The organism is Niastella sp., assembly GCF_045805085.1.
Classification (GTDB): Bacteria; Bacteroidota; Bacteroidia; order Chitinophagales; family Chitinophagaceae; genus Niastella.
This window is the reverse complement of sequence record NZ_JBJMLX010000100.1, coordinates 1-16,852: the sequence shown is the minus strand read 5'-3', so window position 1 is coordinate 16,852 and position 16,852 is coordinate 1. Positions and strand designations below refer to the sequence as shown.

Sequence of the window (16,852 nt, the reverse complement as noted above, 5' to 3'; positions counted from 1 at the left end):
TGAAATCAGGTAATTAGTCTATTAATTGTTATAATACTTCGAGTCATCCAAAAAAATTTTCACTTCCGCCGTATCCGCATAATTTAACCGGATGATCTGTTTTATGGCCAGTTGTTTGTCTTTTGCCTGGCGGTAGTACGATTGACAGATTGTATAACCCATGAAGTAACCCAGATCGCCCATGGTATTTGTGGTAGTGCCGTTGTATAGCCAGTTGGCGTAATTGTCGCCATACATTTCTTTTTTGAATTGTAGTTTCAGCTGTTGTTCGTTCTCTCTTCCATAGATGAGATATGACTGGTTCAGTTGCCTGCTCAATACCAGTTCAGTAATAAAATCACAGGCGCCTTCATAAATACATTGTCCCAGCAGGTTTTTACCCTCTGCTTTTTGTTGGGCATGAACATATTCGTGTATAATAATAGGAATGATGTCAACAGTAGCTTTCGGTTTAAAGAAATTGGCCAGTCGTTTATCAGGGAATTCTGAAACAACCGTATGTTGATCACCCATGGCAATTTCTGAAGCGATCAGTATTACCGAATCCTGGGTAACACCTGCGGCACGAATGGCGCTGATGGTAAAGTAAACTTTTGCCGGCTTCGTGTCGGGATAAACAATTTTGAGTTTTTCAAGGTAGGTTTCGATGGCCGGTAGTTGGGGTGGTATTGTCAGCGTGCTGATCCTGATCGATTTCCAAAACAGCGGATATTTATTAATAGCTACAACCAGTTTTTTAGCATCAAAACTACGCAGGTGCATAAATTCCTTGAGTCCGGCTGTGCCCTTATCAATGTATAACGACTGCATTATTTCAACCTGCCTGCTTGTATCCTTTACGGTTTGAATGCTGTCGAACGCCTTCCAGAAATGGTCAATGTCGGAAGTGAAAATATTTCCTTGCGTTTGAGCGAAAATGCTAAAGGAACAAGTCAGAAAACAAAGGATCAGTCTAAAAAAAACAGGTATTCGAAAGCGCATTTGTTTGTAATTACAATAAAGTTAAGGTGAAGAGCGATGAAATATTAACCTTTTGTAAAAATAGTATACAGGATACATATAAATCAAAAATCCTGCAAATCAACGATTGCAGGGTTTTTGATTTATTCCAGGCGTAGCATCCTCTATCCATCTTCTCCATCAGTGATCTCACTACCTGCGCCTGTAGTGTCTTCTTCCGTTTCAGGTTCTTTTTTATCAGAAAGATTTTCATTAGCCCTAGGATTAGGGTTCTTTTTCACAGATTCCGGTGACTGGCCATTCACAAAGGCGTTTTTCTGCGCTTCTTTTTTCGGATCTTCCTTTGCTGATCTTTTCAGATCTTCATCACGTTTATTGGGGTTCATATACTTTTTAATTAAAGTACTAAAAGATTATGCCAGGTAGCGCGTTGGCACAACCTGGCATTCATTACATGATTTGAACATTTACGCATGTTCATGCACGCCCTCTGCAATTTCTTCCAACATTTTTCTGTTGAAAGCTTCCAGGTCTTTGGGGCTGCGACTGGTAACAAGGCCATTATCCACCACCACTTCTTTATCAACCCAATTCACCCCTGCATTTTTAAGGTCTGTTTTGATAGAAGGGTAGGAGGTCATGGTACGCCCTTTTAAAAGGCCTGTTTCAATCAGTAATTGCGGGCCATGGCAAATGGCAGCAACCGGTTTGCCGGCATCCAGAAAATGTTTTACAAATGCCACGCATTTCTCATTGGTCCTTGCATGGTCCGGGTTCATCACCCCACCGGGAACAACCAGCGCATCATAGTCTTCGGGATTAGCTGAATCTATTTGCACATCAACCGGCAATTCCTGTGACCAGTGATCGTGGTCCCATGCTTTTACTTTGTCTTGTTGGGGAGAAATGATCTGTGCATTGGCGCCTGCATCCTTCAATGCCTTTAACGGACTGGTTAATTCAACCTCTTCAAATCCATTCTCTGTAATTATTGCTACCCGCTTTCCTGCTAACTTTTGAGTTGCCATACTATAAGGTTTTTAAAATGAGTAATTGAATTTTATCGTCTCATTTTAAGCATAAAAACCATACCGCGGAAAGGCATACAGACAGGCTGTAATTGCTGATTTTGCTCTACGGTTTTAATAGAGATGCACCATTGTTTCAACCATTGAAAATGGCGTGTATGGCAGGACTTTTGTTGGCGGGGCAGGCTTTTTGCAATTTAAGGCTATATACCTGCATATATGGAACAAAAAGGATTTTTATGGTGGCAACGGGGTATTATCTACCAGATCTATCCCCGGTCGTTTCAGGATACAAATGGCGATGGCATTGGCGATCTGAAGGGGATCATCCGTAAGCTGGAATATTTGCACTGGCTGGGTATAGACGTCATATGGGTCTCGCCCATTTATCCTTCGCCCATGAAGGATTTTGGTTATGATATTTCCAATTACACAGATGTGCATCCGTTATTTGGATCAATGGCAGATTTTGATGAATTAATTACACGTGCTCACACATTGGGCATGAAACTGATCCTTGACCTGGTGCCTAATCATACCTCTAATGAACATCCCTGGTTTATCGAATCCAGGTCGGGGCGCGATAATCCAAAGCGCGACTGGTATATTTGGAAAGACGCACAGGAAGACGGCAGCGTACCGAATAACTGGCTGAGTGTTTTTGGTGGTAATGCCTGGGAATGGGATGAACAAACCCGGCAATATTATTATCATGCTTTTTTAAAGGAACAGCCCGACCTCAACTGGCGTAATCCTGAAGTGCAACAGGCAATGTACAACGTTATGCGGTTCTGGCTCGATAAAGGCGTTGATGGTTTCAGAATAGATGTAATGTGGCATATGATCAAGGACAGTCAGTTGCGTGATAACCCCTTGAATCCTGATTACACCGATCTGCAGGCCGATTACAACCGGTTGTTACCTGTTTACTCCACCGATCAGCCGGAAGTGCACGATATTGTCCGGCAAATGCGAACACTGGTAGATAACTATGGCGAGAAAGTGATCATAGGAGAGATCTACCTGCCTATTGAAAAACTGGTAGTGTATTACGGTGTCGATAACCTGGGCGCGCATTTGCCATTTAATTTTCAATTACTGACACTTCCCTGGGAAGCTTCAAAGATTTCTTCAGCGATCGATGCGTATGAAGCCGCCCTACCGATAAATGGCTGGCCCAACTGGGTATTGGGCAATCATGATCAACAACGCATAGCCAGCCGGGTAGGTCTTGCGCAGGCAAAGGTAGCGGCCATGCTGTTACTAACGCTCAGGGGTACGCCTACCATTTATTATGGGGAAGAGATAGGAATGAAAGACGTTCCCATTGAAGAGGATCAGATCCGGGACCCGCAGGGGCTGAACATGCCTGGTAAGCATCTGAGCAGGGATCCCGAGCGAACTCCTATGCCCTGGGACAGCAGTACATATGGGGGTTTCAGTAAGGAGCAACCATGGCTACCACTGGCAAGGGATTACAAACGAGTGAATGTACAGAAGCAACAGGATGATCCTTTTTCGATGCTGACGTTTTACCGCAGGCTGATAGAAATTCGTAAAAAAGAACCCGCATTAAGTATTGGCAGTTACCGTCCGGTATATTCAAATCATCAACTCCTTTCCTACATCCGGGAATGGAATAATGACAAGTTCCTGGTGATATTGAATCTGACCCCTGGCGTTTGTTATTTTACCCCTGCCCATATAGACCTTAAAGGGACAATAATAATAGCTACCCATTCCGAACTGGAAGGTTTGCCGCTGAATGGAACATTTGGTTTGGGCGGCGATGAAGGTATATTGGTAAAACTGGAAGAGTAAAGGATTTTACATGTGCAAAAAACGGTCGATTTGGTTTAATTCAATTAATGCCGGATATGATACCATTTGTAGCCATACGCATCCAGCATAAAAGGGTGCTTGTTGTCAGTAATTGTAAGGTGGCTCGAATCTGCCAAATCAACCAGGTCTTTTCCAGCCAGATCGTTGGTGGAAAGGGTTACTGCCTGCGCCTTTTTGCTTACATTATGCAGCACCAGTAAGGTGGTTTGCTGCCAGCGATATCGAATGGCTAATATGTTGGGAGAACTGGTTGGTACGATCTCCCAATCACCAAACCCAATTTCCGGACAGGCCTTCCGGAACCGGATGAACTGTTTTATGGCATTCAGCAAAGAGGCGGGATCGGCTTTTTCATTTTCTACATTTACGTGGGGGTAACCATACAAACCAGTATCTATAACCGGTCGAATGGTTCTTGTTGCGGTGGAAAATCCGGCATTCGAATCTGCCGACCATTGCATAGGCGTTCTTACTGACAGGCGTTCATTTAAGGTTAGGTCATCGCCCATGCCAATTTCCTCGCCATAACGGATAACAGGCGTGTTAGGCAGGGAATACAGCAGACTGTACGCCAGTTTCAGGAATTGCAAATCGTTGCCCAGCATGGGAGCCAGTCGCCGTCTTATGCCCCGGTTATATAAGTGCATATTATCATCAGGTCCAAATTTCAGATAAACTTTTTCTCTGTCTTCATCACTTAATCTGCCCAGGTCTATTTCGTCGTGGTTGCGAAGGAATTGCCCCCATTGGCATTCTTTAGGATATTTTCCCGTTGCCTGTAACGCTTTTATCAACGGTTCCACTTCCCCGGTAGCCAGGGCATAAAATAAATATTGATTGGCGTAAAAGTTGAACATCATCTGTAGCCCCTCGTGGTTCTTGCCAAAAAAGTCTTCATTTTCTTTTGGCATTACATTGGCTTCACCCAAAATGATCGCATCAGGCTTTAAAGATTTCAGAAAGTTATGTGTTTGTGAAAGCAGTCCGAACTGATGATCGAAGATCTTTCCTTTCTTTTGCGGGACCTCAATAAAAAAGGGAACGGCATCTTCCCTGAAACCATCGATGCCCATGCTAACCCAATGCTTTATTATTTTCAGGCATTCTGTCTGCACAGCCGGGTTCTGCGTATTCAGGTCCGGTTCAAAGTTGTAAAAGCGGTGATAGTAATACTTTTTTGCCAGGGTATCAAACGTCCATATTTCATGTTGAACGCCTTCGAATGCCATTCCTTTGTTTTGGTTGGATGGCCTGTCGGTTGACCAGCTGTACCAGTTAAAATAAGGGGAGCTGGGATAGGCCCTTGCCTGTTGAAACCAGGGATGTTCATTTGAGGTATGATTAAGCACCAGGTCAATGATTACCTGCATGTGATGCTTTTTCACTTCCTGAACAAACGTTTTGAAATCATCCAGGGTGCCCAGCCGGGGATCAACTGCGTAATAGTCGGTAATGTCGTAACCATCGTCCTTTCCCTGGGAAGGTTGAAAAGGCGCCAGCCAGATGGCGGTGATGCCCAGGGAATCGAGGTAGGGGAGCTTTTGTATCAACCCTTTGAAATCGCCCATGCCATTACCATCGCTGTCCTTAAAGACTTTTACGTCAAGGTTGTAAATAATACTGTTTTTGAACCAGTAAAAGCTGGTTGAATCTTTTGGTATAGCGTGTGGTGGAATAGTTGCTTGATCTGTTGTTTTTTTCTTATACCATAAAAAAGCACCAAGTGCTATTATAACGATAACTACCACTGCAAATACTAACGTTTTCTTCATTCCTGATACTGCCATAATTTCCATACCAGAACACGGGTACATTGTTTCAGAATAAAAATGCTCAATCTGAGATGGGCTGTGCAACGGTGTTATAGGAATAAAGATTGCATAATTATCGGGGATTTAGTATTACTGATTATATTATGGAAAAAGAGGATATTCATTTGTACGATTTATACCGGATCTTATTCGGAAATGCTCCTATATTGTTTCTGGTAGAAATTGTTATCAGGTCTGTAATCACGTATATAATACTGCTTGCTGTTATCAGGGGATTAGGCAAGCGAATGAGTGGACAATTAAGCTTCACTGAAATGGCGGTCATGCTGATGCTGGGCGCCATTGTTTCCTCTTCCATGCAAATACCGGATCGTGGTATTGTTGAAGGCTGTTTTGTACTACTATTGGTATTATTGATACAACGCTTTATTACCCGGAATATGTTTAAAAGCGCCCGGCTTGAAGATAAAATACTGGGGAAGATGTTTCTGCTGGTAAAGGATGGCGTATTGCAAACAAAGGAGCTCTCGCGCGAATATATTTCCCGCACCCAGATCTTTGCCGCATTGCGTTCAAAAAGCATTATCAACCTGGGAATGGTAAAAAGGTTATACATCGAAACCAGCGGGGCATTTACTATGTACACCTATGAAAACGAGCGGGCGGGTTTATCCTTGTTGCCCAGGGAAGATGAGGACTTATTTAACTCCCAGCAACTGGTTAAAGATAAAATGGTATGTAATATCTGCGGAGAGATCTATGAAGTAACCCAGGTGCCGGAAATATGTGACAACTGCCATAGTAAAGAATTTGTACAACCTGTTCAGGGTAATAGTTTACACTAATAATGCAGTATGAAAAAGGAAGAGATCCATTTAGACGACTTATACCGGATTCTGATTGGACAGGTGCCGCCTGAATTTTTTATCGAACTGATCATAAGAACATTTTGTGTATACGCCATGATCATGTTTGGGATGAAGTATATGGGTAAACGCATTGCGGCAGACCTGAGCAGGAGTGAACTGGCTGCCCTGTCTACCCTGGCTGCCGCCACAGGGCTGGTGTTGTTATCTCCCGAAAGAGGACTGATTAGTCCGCTGGTGGTGTTAGGGGTCATATACCTTATACGTTTATACGTAAATAAAATGGACTATTCCAGCAAACGTTTTGAGGAAGCCGCGGAAGGGAAAAGAAGTACCCTGGTCAGTGATGGAGAAATGCAATGGCATGAAATGAGAAGATCGCGCATCAGCAAAGAACAGGTATTTGCCCAGTTACGCGGCATGGGCATTAAACACCTGGGCCTAATAAAACGCTTTTACATGGAAGCCAACGGCGGTTTTAGTTTAACGAAGGAAGCAACCCCGCGGCCGGGTTTGCCCGCCATACCTGAATGGGATACCGAATTCTTACAGGAACAAACGCGCTGGCACGAATGGATGGTATGCGCTAATTGCGGGCATCGGCAGCAACCCACAGAAACAGATTGCCCTGCCTGCAATAATAAGGTATGGGTATTCCCAATAACTGATTCAGAAGAAAAATAAGCAACCATTCTGTCACAACCATCAATATTCAAACACTAATGCCAAGCACAAGTTGAGACTATGCCAATAAATATCTGCCGCATATCATCATGCACAAGCAAATGGCAGATAGTATACTGATGAAATTGAAGTAATACAATTGATTTGATCCTTCTCCCCGGTTAACTACAGGCATAATTTTTTCTGCTGAATATTTTAATTCCCCTTAAGCCTTTTTTCTAGCAGTTATACTTATTGGAAATAAAAAGCTGGTAACAGTTACTGTGGATGCACGATTGCCCGCACAGCTTTTATATTCATTTATTTTTAAAATTATAAATCGACCAGGTATGTTTTACCATGTAAAAGAATTACAATTCAATGCACGGGTATCTAAACCCGATCCTGCATTTGCTTCGTTACTATTAGAACAATTCGGTGGCGCCAATGGTGAACTGGCGGCTGCACTGCGGTATTTTGGCCAGGCATTTGGCGCCAGAAAACCATTTCCTGATAAGTATGATTTGTTAATGGATATTGCCACGGAGGAATTCAGTCACCTGGAAATTGTAGGCGCCACCATTCAAATGTTGTTGACGGGTATAAACGGTGATCTGAAGAACGCTGCTGAAAATTCCGAGATCATGCGATTGCTGGATGGCAAAGCCGCTAAAGAACAAATGATACATGAAGGTATGGTCGCCCCTCAGTTCCTGGTAGGCAGCGCAGGCACGCCTGCTTATACCAATACACAGGGTGTTCCCTGGACGGCCGCTTATATCAATGGCGATTGCACCGGCGACCTTACAGCCGATCTCAGAAGTGATATTGCGGCCGAATCGCGCGCTAAAATGGTGTATGAATACCTGTTACAGTTTACTGATGATCCATATGTAAAAGAAACCCTGATGTTTTTAATGACCCGCGAAGTAGCCCACTTCCAGATGTTTGAAGCAGCATTGGAAACCATTAAGCCCAATTTCCCGCCAGGAGTGTTACAGAGTGATCCCAGATACAGCAACCAGTATTTTAATATGTCGAGTGGCAACGATTATACCGGCCCCTGGAACAGTGGTAAAACAAGTGAAATGAAGGAAACCTACCAATACATTGAAGACCCTATCAGGTATGTAATGGAAACGAATGGTTTGCAGGACCAACAACCGCAAGGTACAAACCGGACGATGGAAATGGTTGAACAAGCCGATCGTGAATTGAGCCAGTTGCGTAGCGAGGAGATCAATATTGCCGCCCCTATGGATGAAGAACAGGAATGGAATATGCCTTCAGAAGACATGAATGAAAAAGGAAAAACAAAAACAAAAGCAAAAGGTAAAGGAAAAGATACTTTATAGTAACTATGATAAGTTATAACCAGGAAAGCACGTCTCCGGAATTAAAAAGCGGGCCTGCAATAGATATCGTCTATTACACAGACCCGCTTTGTTGCTGGAGCTGGGGAATGGAACCGCAATTGATCCGGTTGGAAAAAGAATGGCCCGGCGCCATCAATTGGCGCTATTGCATGGGCGGACTATTACCTGCCTGGAATCACTACGTTGATAATCATAATAGCGTTCAACGGCCGGCACAAATGGGGCCGATGTGGATGCATGCCAGCGAAGAAATGGATGTGCCTATTGCGAATCGCATTTGGGTAGATGACCCGCCTGCATCTTCTTATCCGGCTTGTATAGCTGTAAAATGCGCGGAGTTGCAATCGGCTGAAGCGGGGAAGTTGTATCTGCATTTTGTTCGAAAGGCTGTTATGATGTATGGATTGAATATTGCCCGACAGGAGATATTGTTGCAGGTGGCGCAATGCGTAGCCGGAATAAACAAGGAATTCTCCCTTACGCAATTTGAGGAAGATATGACAAATGACCGGGGAATGGAGGCTTTTCGTACAGACCTGCAAGAGGTGAAGTATCGCGGCATCAATCGCTTTCCAACCATGCTCATTAAACAGGACACATCAACCGGAATATTGATAACCGGTTTCAGACCGGTGGAAGAATTGTTACGTATTCTCAAGGAGAAATTTCCTCAATAAATATCTTTTCGTTTATACAGTTCTTCCCAAAGCGATTGCTCTGATGCTTCGAAAAGGGTTGTGACAGATGCCTGTACGGGCAGCCAGCTTCCTTCTTCAATCTCCCCTTCCAGTTCCAGCGCATCCCAGCCACTGTAACCGATGAAGAGCCTGATATTTCTTTCCGCATCACCGGCGGTATTGATATACTCAACGGCCTGTTTAAAATGGCCGCCGTAGTATACGCCATCGGCTACCGGCGTGCCTGGTGCAATAAAGCCGGGAATGCGGTGAATGAAATACAACTTTTCTCTTTCTACCGGTCCACCCTCATACAGTGGGAATGGCTTGCTGTTGCGAAACTCCGTCAATTCATTAAACTTTCGCTCAAATAACCGGTTCATCACAAAACCCAGAGCGCCCTTTTCATTGTACTCAGTAATGTAAATGACCACTTTGTCAAAATAAGGGTCTTCCAGCGAGGGCGCGCTGATGAGAACTGAACCAGCTTTAAGTGTATGATTAGCCATAATTGAATAGGGCACAAAGATACTTTCTCCTGCGTAAATTGTTTGTTAAGGAAGGCTAAGCCACTCATTTACAGTTCAAAATAAGGGGCAACATGCAACCTTTTTATTTTCCCGCCCATCTGGTATGCATTATTTCAGCCAACAATTTTTACAAAATGATGAAACGCCTGCCATTTATTGTTTTATTGACATTTACGGTGCCGGTCTTTTGTTGGGCCCAGTCAGATAGCAGCGCCAAAGCCGCAGCGGCTATAGTCAAATCCAACGCAGAAGTGGAGAAAAAAGCGGCGGAATGGTCGGCCGGTTTGAAACTGCCCGATGCGGAAAAAGAGAAAAGAGTAACCGCGGCTATTACCACACATTTGAAAACCATTCGCGACTGGAACAATGAGCATCCTGCCAGTACGGTTCCTGCAGGCATTAATCCGGCAACCGGTAACAAACTGTCTGACATGGACCGCCAGATCATAGCCAATTCCGCCATGCCCGCTACCGTGCATAAGGACCTGATGGATGCCCTGAACAAGGACCTTACGCCCGAGCAGGTGGAATACATTCTGGACCAATACACCATTGGTAAAGTGGCCTTTACCATGAAGGGGTACAAGGCAATCGTCACCGACCTGAAACCTGAAGAGGAAAGCAAAATTCTGGAGTATCTTAAACAGGCGCGTGAACAGGCGATAGATTATAAAAGTATCAAACAGGTGTCTGCTATTTTTGAGATCTATAAAACCAAATGCGAGCAGTATTTGAACAGCAATGGCCGCAACTGGCACGAATTGTTCAAGGCCTATGTTAATAAGGTGAAGGCCGAAAAAGCAGCGGCTGGTAAAAAATAATCAGTGATCGATTTATAAAGAAAGGCTCCCGAAGCAATCGGGGGCCTTTTTGCGTACCTAAACGATCTGTAGTAATTTGTGTATTATGAAGATCATCATTATCGGCGCTACCTCGGGCATAGGAAAAGAACTGGCTCAACAATACCTTGCGTTGGGCCATACGGTGGCAGTTACCGGCAGGCGGGCGGAATTGTTGCTTGAGTTGAAAAAGCAATATCCCGCCCTGTATACTGACTGCTTTGATATACAGGCCGATAATGCCGTGGAACGATTACAGTCGATAATAGCCAATATAAGTGGTCTCGATCTGCTGATCTATAGTGCTGGTTATGGAGATCCTTCAACAGACCTGGTGGCTGAAACAGAAATTGATTCCACTGCCACCAATGTGATGGGTTTTGTGAAGATAGCCACGGTTACGTTTAATTATTTTCTGCAACAGGGTTATGGGCAGCTGGCGGTGCTTTCTTCAGTAGCTGCGCTTAGGGGCAATAGTTGGACGCCTGCTTATAGCGCCAGTAAAGCATATGTAAGTAATTACGCAGAAGGCCTGAACATAAAAGCCCGGAAGCTACACGCCAATATTATAGTAACGGATATTCGCCCGGGTTTTGTAAAAACCAAAATGGCCAAAGCGAATGGGCAGTTCTGGGTAGCGCCGGTTGATAAAGCTGTGCGGCAGATCAGAGCGGCCATCGCCGCAAAAAAGCGGGTAGCCTATATCACCAAACGCTGGGCGCTTATTGCATTCATTTTAAAAAGGCTGCCTTATTGGGTGTATAGACAAATAGGGTGAGGCGCTCCATTGTTTCGTCAATTACTTAATAGCACGCGTAGAATCGCCTGGGGCAAACGGATGATCCTGCTTCCACATGGCAATGAAGGACTGTCCACATGATTTGATGTACGAATAATAATCGTATTCTGTTTCAAAGCCCTGGATCGTTTCATAGGTAGGGCGGTATTCAACCATAAAAGAATCCAGCGCCGGTGAAGTAAGCCCGGTTATGCGTCTTACCAGGGCCTTGTTGAAGCGATGGTCTACATATTTATCCTGCTCTTGTCGTACCAGAAAAGCCTGGAAGCGTTCCAGTCTTTTCATCTTTTTGGCATTAAAGATCGCGTCAAAACTAACGCCTAAACCAAAGCCTCCGGGTGTGGTCAGGTACTCCGATTCATAGTCGAAGATCTTTTTGTTTTCCAGGCGATTTGCCAGGGAGTCCATATGATAGCTGGGCGGTTTCACGTATACGGATGGCAACATGTCAACCGAAACGGGCAGGCTGATGTCCAGCGGCTGATCGGGCGGAAGTCTGTTAACAAGAAATCTTTCGGTGGATTTCCCGAGGTACGAAAAGTAGATAGAATCGCTATTGGGCACTTTTATGGAATAGCGCCCCAGCGTATCAGTAAGGGTGCCTATACCGGAAGTGCTCAACACGCTTACATTGGGTACGCCAAAACGGGCCTGTTTATCATAAACGGTACCTTTGATCACTACCTGGGCAACGGAAATGCGGGATAGCAGGATCAAAAAAAGCAATAATATATGTCCGCGAAAAATTATAATACACTTCATTCTTGCCTGATTTAAAAGGCATTAGTTTCTGGTCGGAAGTTTTTCCCGGGTGTGCGCTGTAAAAATAAAAATTTCCTGGAAATATTAGGCATAATAGACAAGATGGCTGTTTTTACAGACGAAACCTTAATTTAAAAAGCCCCTGACGATACTGGAGGGGCTTTTAAGAGATCAGTATTATTACATATGAGTAGCTTAAAACTTGATCTGCAATTTCTGGCTTATTAATTTGTCGTCTTTGTAATACTCGTACAACCACTCCTCATTTTTCTTGAAAACAACACCAGCCACGGGGCCGTTTGCTGCAATGAAATAATCGGGCAGGGAAGTTTTGAACAGGGTCAATACCTTTTTGGGTGTGGTGTCTATCAACTGAAATCCGTTGGGTGTGGCCTGTGCATATAAGGTGCCAGTGGCATCAGTGATGGCAGCTGAAGCGGGTACTGCTGCTGCAACAGGTGCGGGAGCAATGGATGCAGGAACGGCAGTAGCAGGTTGCACTTGCGTTTGTGTAAACGTGGTACCATCATATTGATAAGGGGCTGCTTTCAACGATGTGTAAGCATCTCTTAATGCGCCATCATAAGCAGCCTGAAATTCCTTTTCGCGGCTTTTTCCTTCTTTGCTTTTGAAAATGATATTGCCCTGGCAATCCTTTAACAGAATGGTAAGGTTAGTGACAAAGATGCCTTTTTTCTCCACTACATCGGCCATCAGCGAGCTGCACTTGTTGGCGGCAACTTCCTGTGGCAGCTGGGCATTGCTCATAAATGCGGTAAAGCCTTTTTCTTCCAGCAGGTCTCTTACTAAACTGTTCAACCCATATTGATTCTCTGACTTTGAAAAGGAGAATTTTTCGGGCACAATTACGTATTTGTAATTGTTGATGTTGGTTTGAGCATGAACGGTTACGGTAAATAATACCAGGATCAGTAATGCGGGTGCTTTCATAATATAACTTGCTTCGGGTTATGACGAATATAGGCAAAAGTAAAGCAAGTTATACAATTCTTATTTTCCTGTTGTGGGTATTACACACCAGATGGTATTCGAAGCATCATCAGCTACCAGCATATAATTTTTTGCCATGGCCACGCCCACCGGCCGGCCATATACTTCACTATTATTTTCATCGGCAATAAATCCTGAAAGAAAGGGTTCAGGAGCGCCGTCAGGTTTTCCATTTCTAAAAGGAACGAAAGCAACCTGGTAACCGCTTAAGGTAGAACGGTTCCAGGAACCATGCTGCCCGATAAAAGCGCCCCCTGCATATTTGCCGGAGAAGAGTTGTTTATCATCAAAGGCCAGTCCAAGTGAAGCGGTATGCGCGCCCATGGAAATATCCGGTACCAGGGATTTTTTAACCATTTCAGGTTGCTGTTTGTCTTTCATGCGTGGGTCTTCATGCTGCCCCCAATACTCGTAAGGCCAGCCGTAAAATCCGCCCTGTTTTACCGAGGTAAGGTAATCGGGTACCAGTTCATCCCCTAATTCATCACGTTCATTCACGGCCGTCCACAGTGTTTGCGTGCCCGGCGCCCAACCCATGCCTTGTGGGTTTCGCAAGCCATACGCATAAATATGTTCACCGGTGCCATCGGGGTTTACTTCCAGTATACAGGCGCGCCGTTCTTCATTTTCCATACCATGTTCGCCTACATTACTGCCCGAACCTACTGTGATGTACAGTTTTGAACTATCCTTATTGGTGATGATGTTGCGCGTCCAGTGATTGTTGTAACCGCCGGCAGGTAGTTCCAGTATTTGTTTGCCCTGAGCGGTTATTTTCGATTGCCCATACGAGTAGGGATAAGCCATCAACCCATTGGTATTGGCCACATAAAAGGTTCTGCCAATAATGAGCATGCCAAATGGCTGGTTCAACCCTGTTAAGAAAACACTGCGAAAATCGGGCTTACCATCGCCATTGGTATCTCGAAAGAGCGTAATGCGGTTGGCTGAGCTGCCCAGGTTTTGCGATTTCGATTTACCACTGAGTACATTCGAGATCTGTTTTAAAGTACCACCGGGAACTGTTTCTGCTTCGGAAACAAAAATGTCGCCATTGTTGGCTACATAGATCCAACGGGGATTTTGCAGATTATCAGCAAATTTTATCACCTCAAAACCCGCTGGTGCAGCAGGCGTTTTTCCTGCGGGCCAGCCTATCACTTTGCTAAAATGCGCCACTGATTTTGTCGCAAAAGGCGCAGGCAGGTTAACCGGTTGTTTATAAGCGGTATTTACCGTATCCAGTTTGCCTGCGTTGGCAATTCTTTTTTCAGACTGATTATTACCACAGCTACCAAGCGCCAGGGCCATCAAACAGGGTAAGTATATTCTGTAATGCATAGCGATATTGTTATATAGCATTGCTTCAAATTGTATGCCCCCTGGACCTGTAATTACACGGGAATGACTTTTGCAAGTGTCCACAAAAGCAGCTGCTATGACCAAACTTGCCTTGGTAATAGGCATACAAGCCCTTGCTATGCTGCAAGCGGTAGCCCAATCCTCACCGGCAAATAGAACTACTGATTCATTAGTGGTAACGCTACCAGCTGGTAAGCAATACATTGCTTCAGGCAGTAAGATGTTCTGGTGGGGCGCACATTACCGGCGCGAGTGGGCTACAGAAGTGCGCTTTCCTATATTAAACCTCGATACGGCAAAAGGCGGGTTAACACCCCAAAAGTTAGGCGGTGGGCATCAGACCAAAACGCTGCGGTTAATGGGCGGCGATGGAAGAGAGTATGTGCTGCGTACCATCGATAAAAGCCTCGATGTGCTGATACCCGATGAGTTCAAGGGAACTTTTATCAATGATATTGTAAACGACCAGATCAGTACGGCGCATCCCTACGGCCCGCTGGCCATCGCTAAACTGGCCGACTATTTACATCTCATGCATACCAATCCTGTTATTTTATATGTACCCGATCAGGACCGGCTGGGCGAGTTCAATGCTGTTTTCGCTAATAAATTATGTCTGCTCGAAGAACGTCCCTCCGGTAAGGGTTGGGAGCATACTGCATTAAGCGAAAATGCCGATGATATTGATAATTCAGAAAAATTATTCGAGAAAGTTTATAAGAGCAACAAGAACCAGGTTGATCAAAAGGCGTTTTTAAAGGTACGCCTGTTCGATATGGTCATAAACGATTGGGACCGCCATGAAGACCAGTGGGTATGGTGTGCGCATGAAGATAGCACCGGCACGCGGTACGAACCATTTGGCCGGGACCGCGATCAGGCGTTTTCGAAAACAGATGGTATTTCTCTTTGGTTGATATCGAAACCCTGGGCCTTGCGCGCCTTGCAAGGCATGCACGCCAGGGTAAAGGACAAACTGGGGCAAAACTTTTCGGCCCGTAACCTCGACCAACAGTTCCTGAACCAATTGACAAAAAAGGACTGGGAACAGATGATCCGCACGGTTCAGCAGGAACTCCCTGATTCGGCTATCCGCACGGGTATTAATACCATGCCTGCAGAAGTGAATGCCATCTCCGGTGATTTTCTTATAACAAGATTGCGGCAACGAAGAGATAATTTACCAGGTTATGGGATGAAATACTATCGTTACTTAAGTAAACATGTTACTATTGCCGGTTCAGAAAAAAATGAAACGTTTGTGTTTTCAAAGATCGACTATCAGCATGTGGCCGTGACGGGCCTTACTGCAAAAAGCGATACGTTTTATTACCGGGTGTTTGACCATGCAGCCACCAAACAGATCAATGTATATGGCCTGGAAGGGGATGACCGGTTTGTTTTTACCGGTAATGGGAAGAATAAATTCCTGATCCGGACCATCGGTGGTAAGGGTGTGGATAGCTTTATATCAGAAGGCGATGGTGCGGGAAGAAAAGTGCGCGCATATGATGATAGTAAAGACAATTATTTTACCGGTCACCGGTTTGCCGTTCATCACAGTTCAGACAGTCTATTTCAATACAAACGAAATTCGGTTAAATATGATTGGTGGGTACCATTGATAATTCCGGGTTATAATCCGGATGACCAGGTTATTTTAGGATTGGGATTGCTTTATAAAAGACAACAATGGGGCAAAACGCCTTTTGGCTGGCAGCAAAGCTTTGTAGTGAATTATGCATTTGGTACCGGCGCCCTGGGTTTTGGTTATAAAGGACTGTTCAAACAAACCTTTGGCAAGTGGGACCTTAACCTGGCAGCCGCTTACCGGGGACCGCGGTATATGCTGAACTTTTATGGGTTAGGCAACAATACCGAACTGGTGGTGGACTCAAAATCTTTTTATCGCACCAAAGCAAGGAACTGGTATGTTAGCCCGGGTGTAAGCAGGGATTGGAGTAACTCGTCATTACGTTTTGGTTTACAGTTTGAGACTATGCAAATTGTACCCACGGAAGGTAAGTTTGTGTCGAGCTCCTATTCAGAACTGGATTCAGCCATCTTCACCACCAAATATTTTGGCGGGGTAAATGGTTCCTGGCAATATTCTTCCCGCAATTCATTGAAGTTTCCTACCAAAGGGATTGGAATTGAAACCGGGTTCTCCTATTATAACAACCTGGAACAAACGTCAAGGCGTTTATTGAAGTTGTCTGGCGAAGTGAGTTTGTATTATACTTTCTTCAACCGGTTAACGGTTGCGCATCGCAGTGGCGCTGCTACCAATGTAGGTGATTATGAATTTTACCAGGCCAATACGCTGGGTAACTCCGAAAATTTAAGAGGGTACTGGCGTACCCGG

At 44.7% G+C, this 16,852-nt stretch carries 16 protein-coding genes; 8 read left to right on the top strand and 8 right to left on the bottom strand.

Annotated elements, in window-relative coordinates:
* Positions 1-21: 21 nt before the first annotated feature.
* From ACJ751_RS04905 to ACJ751_RS04895, 3 genes are all read right to left on the bottom strand, one after another.
* On the bottom strand, positions 22-981 hold the full coding sequence (locus ACJ751_RS04905; RefSeq protein ID WP_407744257.1) for a DUF2268 domain-containing putative Zn-dependent protease: 960 nt from the start codon (positions 979-981) through the stop codon (positions 22-24).
* 143 nt (positions 982-1,124) lie between these two features.
* On the bottom strand, positions 1,125-1,346 hold the full coding sequence (locus ACJ751_RS04900; protein WP_407744256.1) for a hypothetical protein: 222 nt from the start codon (positions 1,344-1,346) through the stop codon (positions 1,125-1,127).
* 81 nt (positions 1,347-1,427) lie between these two features.
* Positions 1,428-1,988, bottom strand: coding sequence for a type 1 glutamine amidotransferase domain-containing protein (locus ACJ751_RS04895; RefSeq protein WP_407744255.1), 561 nt, complete (start codon positions 1,986-1,988; stop codon positions 1,428-1,430).
* A 219-nt stretch (positions 1,989-2,207) separates the two neighbouring features.
* On the opposite strand from ACJ751_RS04895, the gene ACJ751_RS04890 reads away from it, so the two are divergent.
* Positions 2,208-3,809 carry an alpha-amylase family glycosyl hydrolase gene (locus tag ACJ751_RS04890; protein WP_407744254.1) on the top strand — a complete coding sequence of 534 codons (1,602 nt, stop codon included), beginning with the start codon at positions 2,208-2,210 and terminating at the stop codon, positions 3,807-3,809.
* Between the two features lie 44 nt (positions 3,810-3,853).
* On the opposite strand, the gene ACJ751_RS04885 is transcribed toward ACJ751_RS04890, so the two are convergent.
* A complete protein-coding gene (locus ACJ751_RS04885; RefSeq protein ID WP_407744253.1) occupies positions 3,854-5,602 on the bottom strand; it encodes an alpha-amylase family protein in 1,749 nt (582 codons plus the stop codon).
* 143 nt (positions 5,603-5,745) lie between these two features.
* Between ACJ751_RS04885 and ACJ751_RS04880 the strand changes: the two genes are divergently transcribed.
* The 4 genes from ACJ751_RS04880 to ACJ751_RS04865 all read left to right on the top strand — a co-directional run bounded on the left by ACJ751_RS04880 (position 5,746) and on the right by ACJ751_RS04865 (position 9,184).
* The gene (locus tag ACJ751_RS04880; protein WP_407744252.1) at positions 5,746-6,447 is read left to right on the top strand and encodes a DUF421 domain-containing protein; all 702 of its coding nucleotides are present in this window, start codon (positions 5,746-5,748) and stop codon (positions 6,445-6,447) included.
* Between the two features lie 9 nt (positions 6,448-6,456).
* Complete coding sequence (locus tag ACJ751_RS04875) at positions 6,457-7,152, top strand: DUF421 domain-containing protein (protein ID WP_407744251.1); 696 nt, start codon at positions 6,457-6,459, stop codon at positions 7,150-7,152.
* A 329-nt stretch (positions 7,153-7,481) separates the two neighbouring features.
* Positions 7,482-8,486, top strand: coding sequence for a manganese catalase family protein (locus tag ACJ751_RS04870; RefSeq protein WP_407744250.1), 1,005 nt, complete (start codon positions 7,482-7,484; stop codon positions 8,484-8,486).
* 5 nt (positions 8,487-8,491) lie between these two features.
* Positions 8,492-9,184 (top strand): DsbA family protein, encoded by a 693-nt coding sequence (locus tag ACJ751_RS04865; RefSeq protein WP_407744249.1) that lies wholly within the window; start codon positions 8,492-8,494, stop codon positions 9,182-9,184.
* On the opposite strand, the gene ACJ751_RS04860 is transcribed toward ACJ751_RS04865, so the two are convergent.
* Positions 9,178-9,693 carry a YqgE/AlgH family protein gene (locus tag ACJ751_RS04860; RefSeq protein ID WP_407744248.1) on the bottom strand — a complete coding sequence of 172 codons (516 nt, stop codon included), beginning with the start codon at positions 9,691-9,693 and terminating at the stop codon, positions 9,178-9,180. The two genes, ACJ751_RS04865 and ACJ751_RS04860, sit on opposite strands and share 7 nt — an antisense overlap.
* Before the next feature lie 92 nt (positions 9,694-9,785).
* On the opposite strand from ACJ751_RS04860, the gene ACJ751_RS04855 reads away from it, so the two are divergent.
* The gene (locus ACJ751_RS04855) at positions 9,786-10,535 is read left to right on the top strand and encodes a DUF3826 domain-containing protein (RefSeq protein ID WP_407744247.1); all 750 of its coding nucleotides are present in this window, start codon (positions 9,786-9,788) and stop codon (positions 10,533-10,535) included.
* 85 nt (positions 10,536-10,620) lie between these two features.
* On the top strand, positions 10,621-11,331 hold the full coding sequence (locus ACJ751_RS04850; protein WP_407744246.1) for an SDR family NAD(P)-dependent oxidoreductase: 711 nt from the start codon (positions 10,621-10,623) through the stop codon (positions 11,329-11,331).
* A 21-nt stretch (positions 11,332-11,352) separates the two neighbouring features.
* Here the strand turns inward: ACJ751_RS04850 and ACJ751_RS04845 are convergent, their stop codons facing one another.
* The 3 genes from ACJ751_RS04845 to ACJ751_RS04835 form a co-directional block, all read right to left on the bottom strand.
* Positions 11,353-12,114, bottom strand: coding sequence for a hypothetical protein (locus ACJ751_RS04845; RefSeq protein WP_407744245.1), 762 nt, complete (start codon positions 12,112-12,114; stop codon positions 11,353-11,355).
* A 195-nt stretch (positions 12,115-12,309) separates the two neighbouring features.
* Complete coding sequence (locus ACJ751_RS04840; protein ID WP_407744244.1) at positions 12,310-13,065, bottom strand: hypothetical protein; 756 nt, start codon at positions 13,063-13,065, stop codon at positions 12,310-12,312.
* 60 nt (positions 13,066-13,125) lie between these two features.
* Positions 13,126-14,466 carry a PQQ-dependent sugar dehydrogenase gene (locus ACJ751_RS04835; RefSeq protein WP_407744243.1) on the bottom strand — a complete coding sequence of 447 codons (1,341 nt, stop codon included), beginning with the start codon at positions 14,464-14,466 and terminating at the stop codon, positions 13,126-13,128.
* Positions 14,467-14,563: 97 nt separating this feature from the next.
* On the opposite strand from ACJ751_RS04835, the gene ACJ751_RS04830 reads away from it, so the two are divergent.
* Positions 14,564-16,852: hypothetical protein (locus ACJ751_RS04830; protein WP_407744242.1), on the top strand; the 2,289-nt coding region annotated here is incomplete at its 3' end.

Bases quoted from the DNA above. Each gene is read 5' to 3' on its own strand.
- ACJ751_RS04905 (WP_407744257.1), bottom strand. From the start codon at position 981: ATGCGCTTTCGAATACCTGTTTTTTTTAGACTGATCCTTTGTTTTCTG.
- ACJ751_RS04900 (WP_407744256.1), bottom strand. From the start codon at position 1,346: ATGAACCCCAATAAACGTGATGAAGATCTGAAAAGATCAGCAAAGGAA.
- ACJ751_RS04895 (WP_407744255.1), bottom strand. From the start codon at position 1,988: ATGGCAACTCAAAAGTTAGCAGGAAAGCGGGTAGCAATAATTACAGAG.
- ACJ751_RS04890 (WP_407744254.1), top strand. From the start codon at position 2,208: ATGGAACAAAAAGGATTTTTATGGTGGCAACGGGGTATTATCTACCAG.
- ACJ751_RS04885 (WP_407744253.1), bottom strand. From the start codon at position 5,602: ATGAAGAAAACGTTAGTATTTGCAGTGGTAGTTATCGTTATAATAGCA.
- ACJ751_RS04880 (WP_407744252.1), top strand. From the start codon at position 5,746: ATGGAAAAAGAGGATATTCATTTGTACGATTTATACCGGATCTTATTC.
- ACJ751_RS04875 (WP_407744251.1), top strand. From the start codon at position 6,457: ATGAAAAAGGAAGAGATCCATTTAGACGACTTATACCGGATTCTGATT.
- ACJ751_RS04870 (WP_407744250.1), top strand. From the start codon at position 7,482: ATGTTTTACCATGTAAAAGAATTACAATTCAATGCACGGGTATCTAAA.
- ACJ751_RS04865 (WP_407744249.1), top strand. From the start codon at position 8,492: ATGATAAGTTATAACCAGGAAAGCACGTCTCCGGAATTAAAAAGCGGG.
- ACJ751_RS04860 (WP_407744248.1), bottom strand. From the start codon at position 9,693: ATGGCTAATCATACACTTAAAGCTGGTTCAGTTCTCATCAGCGCGCCC.
- ACJ751_RS04855 (WP_407744247.1), top strand. From the start codon at position 9,786: ATGCAACCTTTTTATTTTCCCGCCCATCTGGTATGCATTATTTCAGCC.
- ACJ751_RS04850 (WP_407744246.1), top strand. From the start codon at position 10,621: ATGAAGATCATCATTATCGGCGCTACCTCGGGCATAGGAAAAGAACTG.
- ACJ751_RS04845 (WP_407744245.1), bottom strand. From the start codon at position 12,114: ATGAAGTGTATTATAATTTTTCGCGGACATATATTATTGCTTTTTTTG.
- ACJ751_RS04840 (WP_407744244.1), bottom strand. From the start codon at position 13,065: ATGAAAGCACCCGCATTACTGATCCTGGTATTATTTACCGTAACCGTT.
- ACJ751_RS04835 (WP_407744243.1), bottom strand. From the start codon at position 14,466: ATGCATTACAGAATATACTTACCCTGTTTGATGGCCCTGGCGCTTGGT.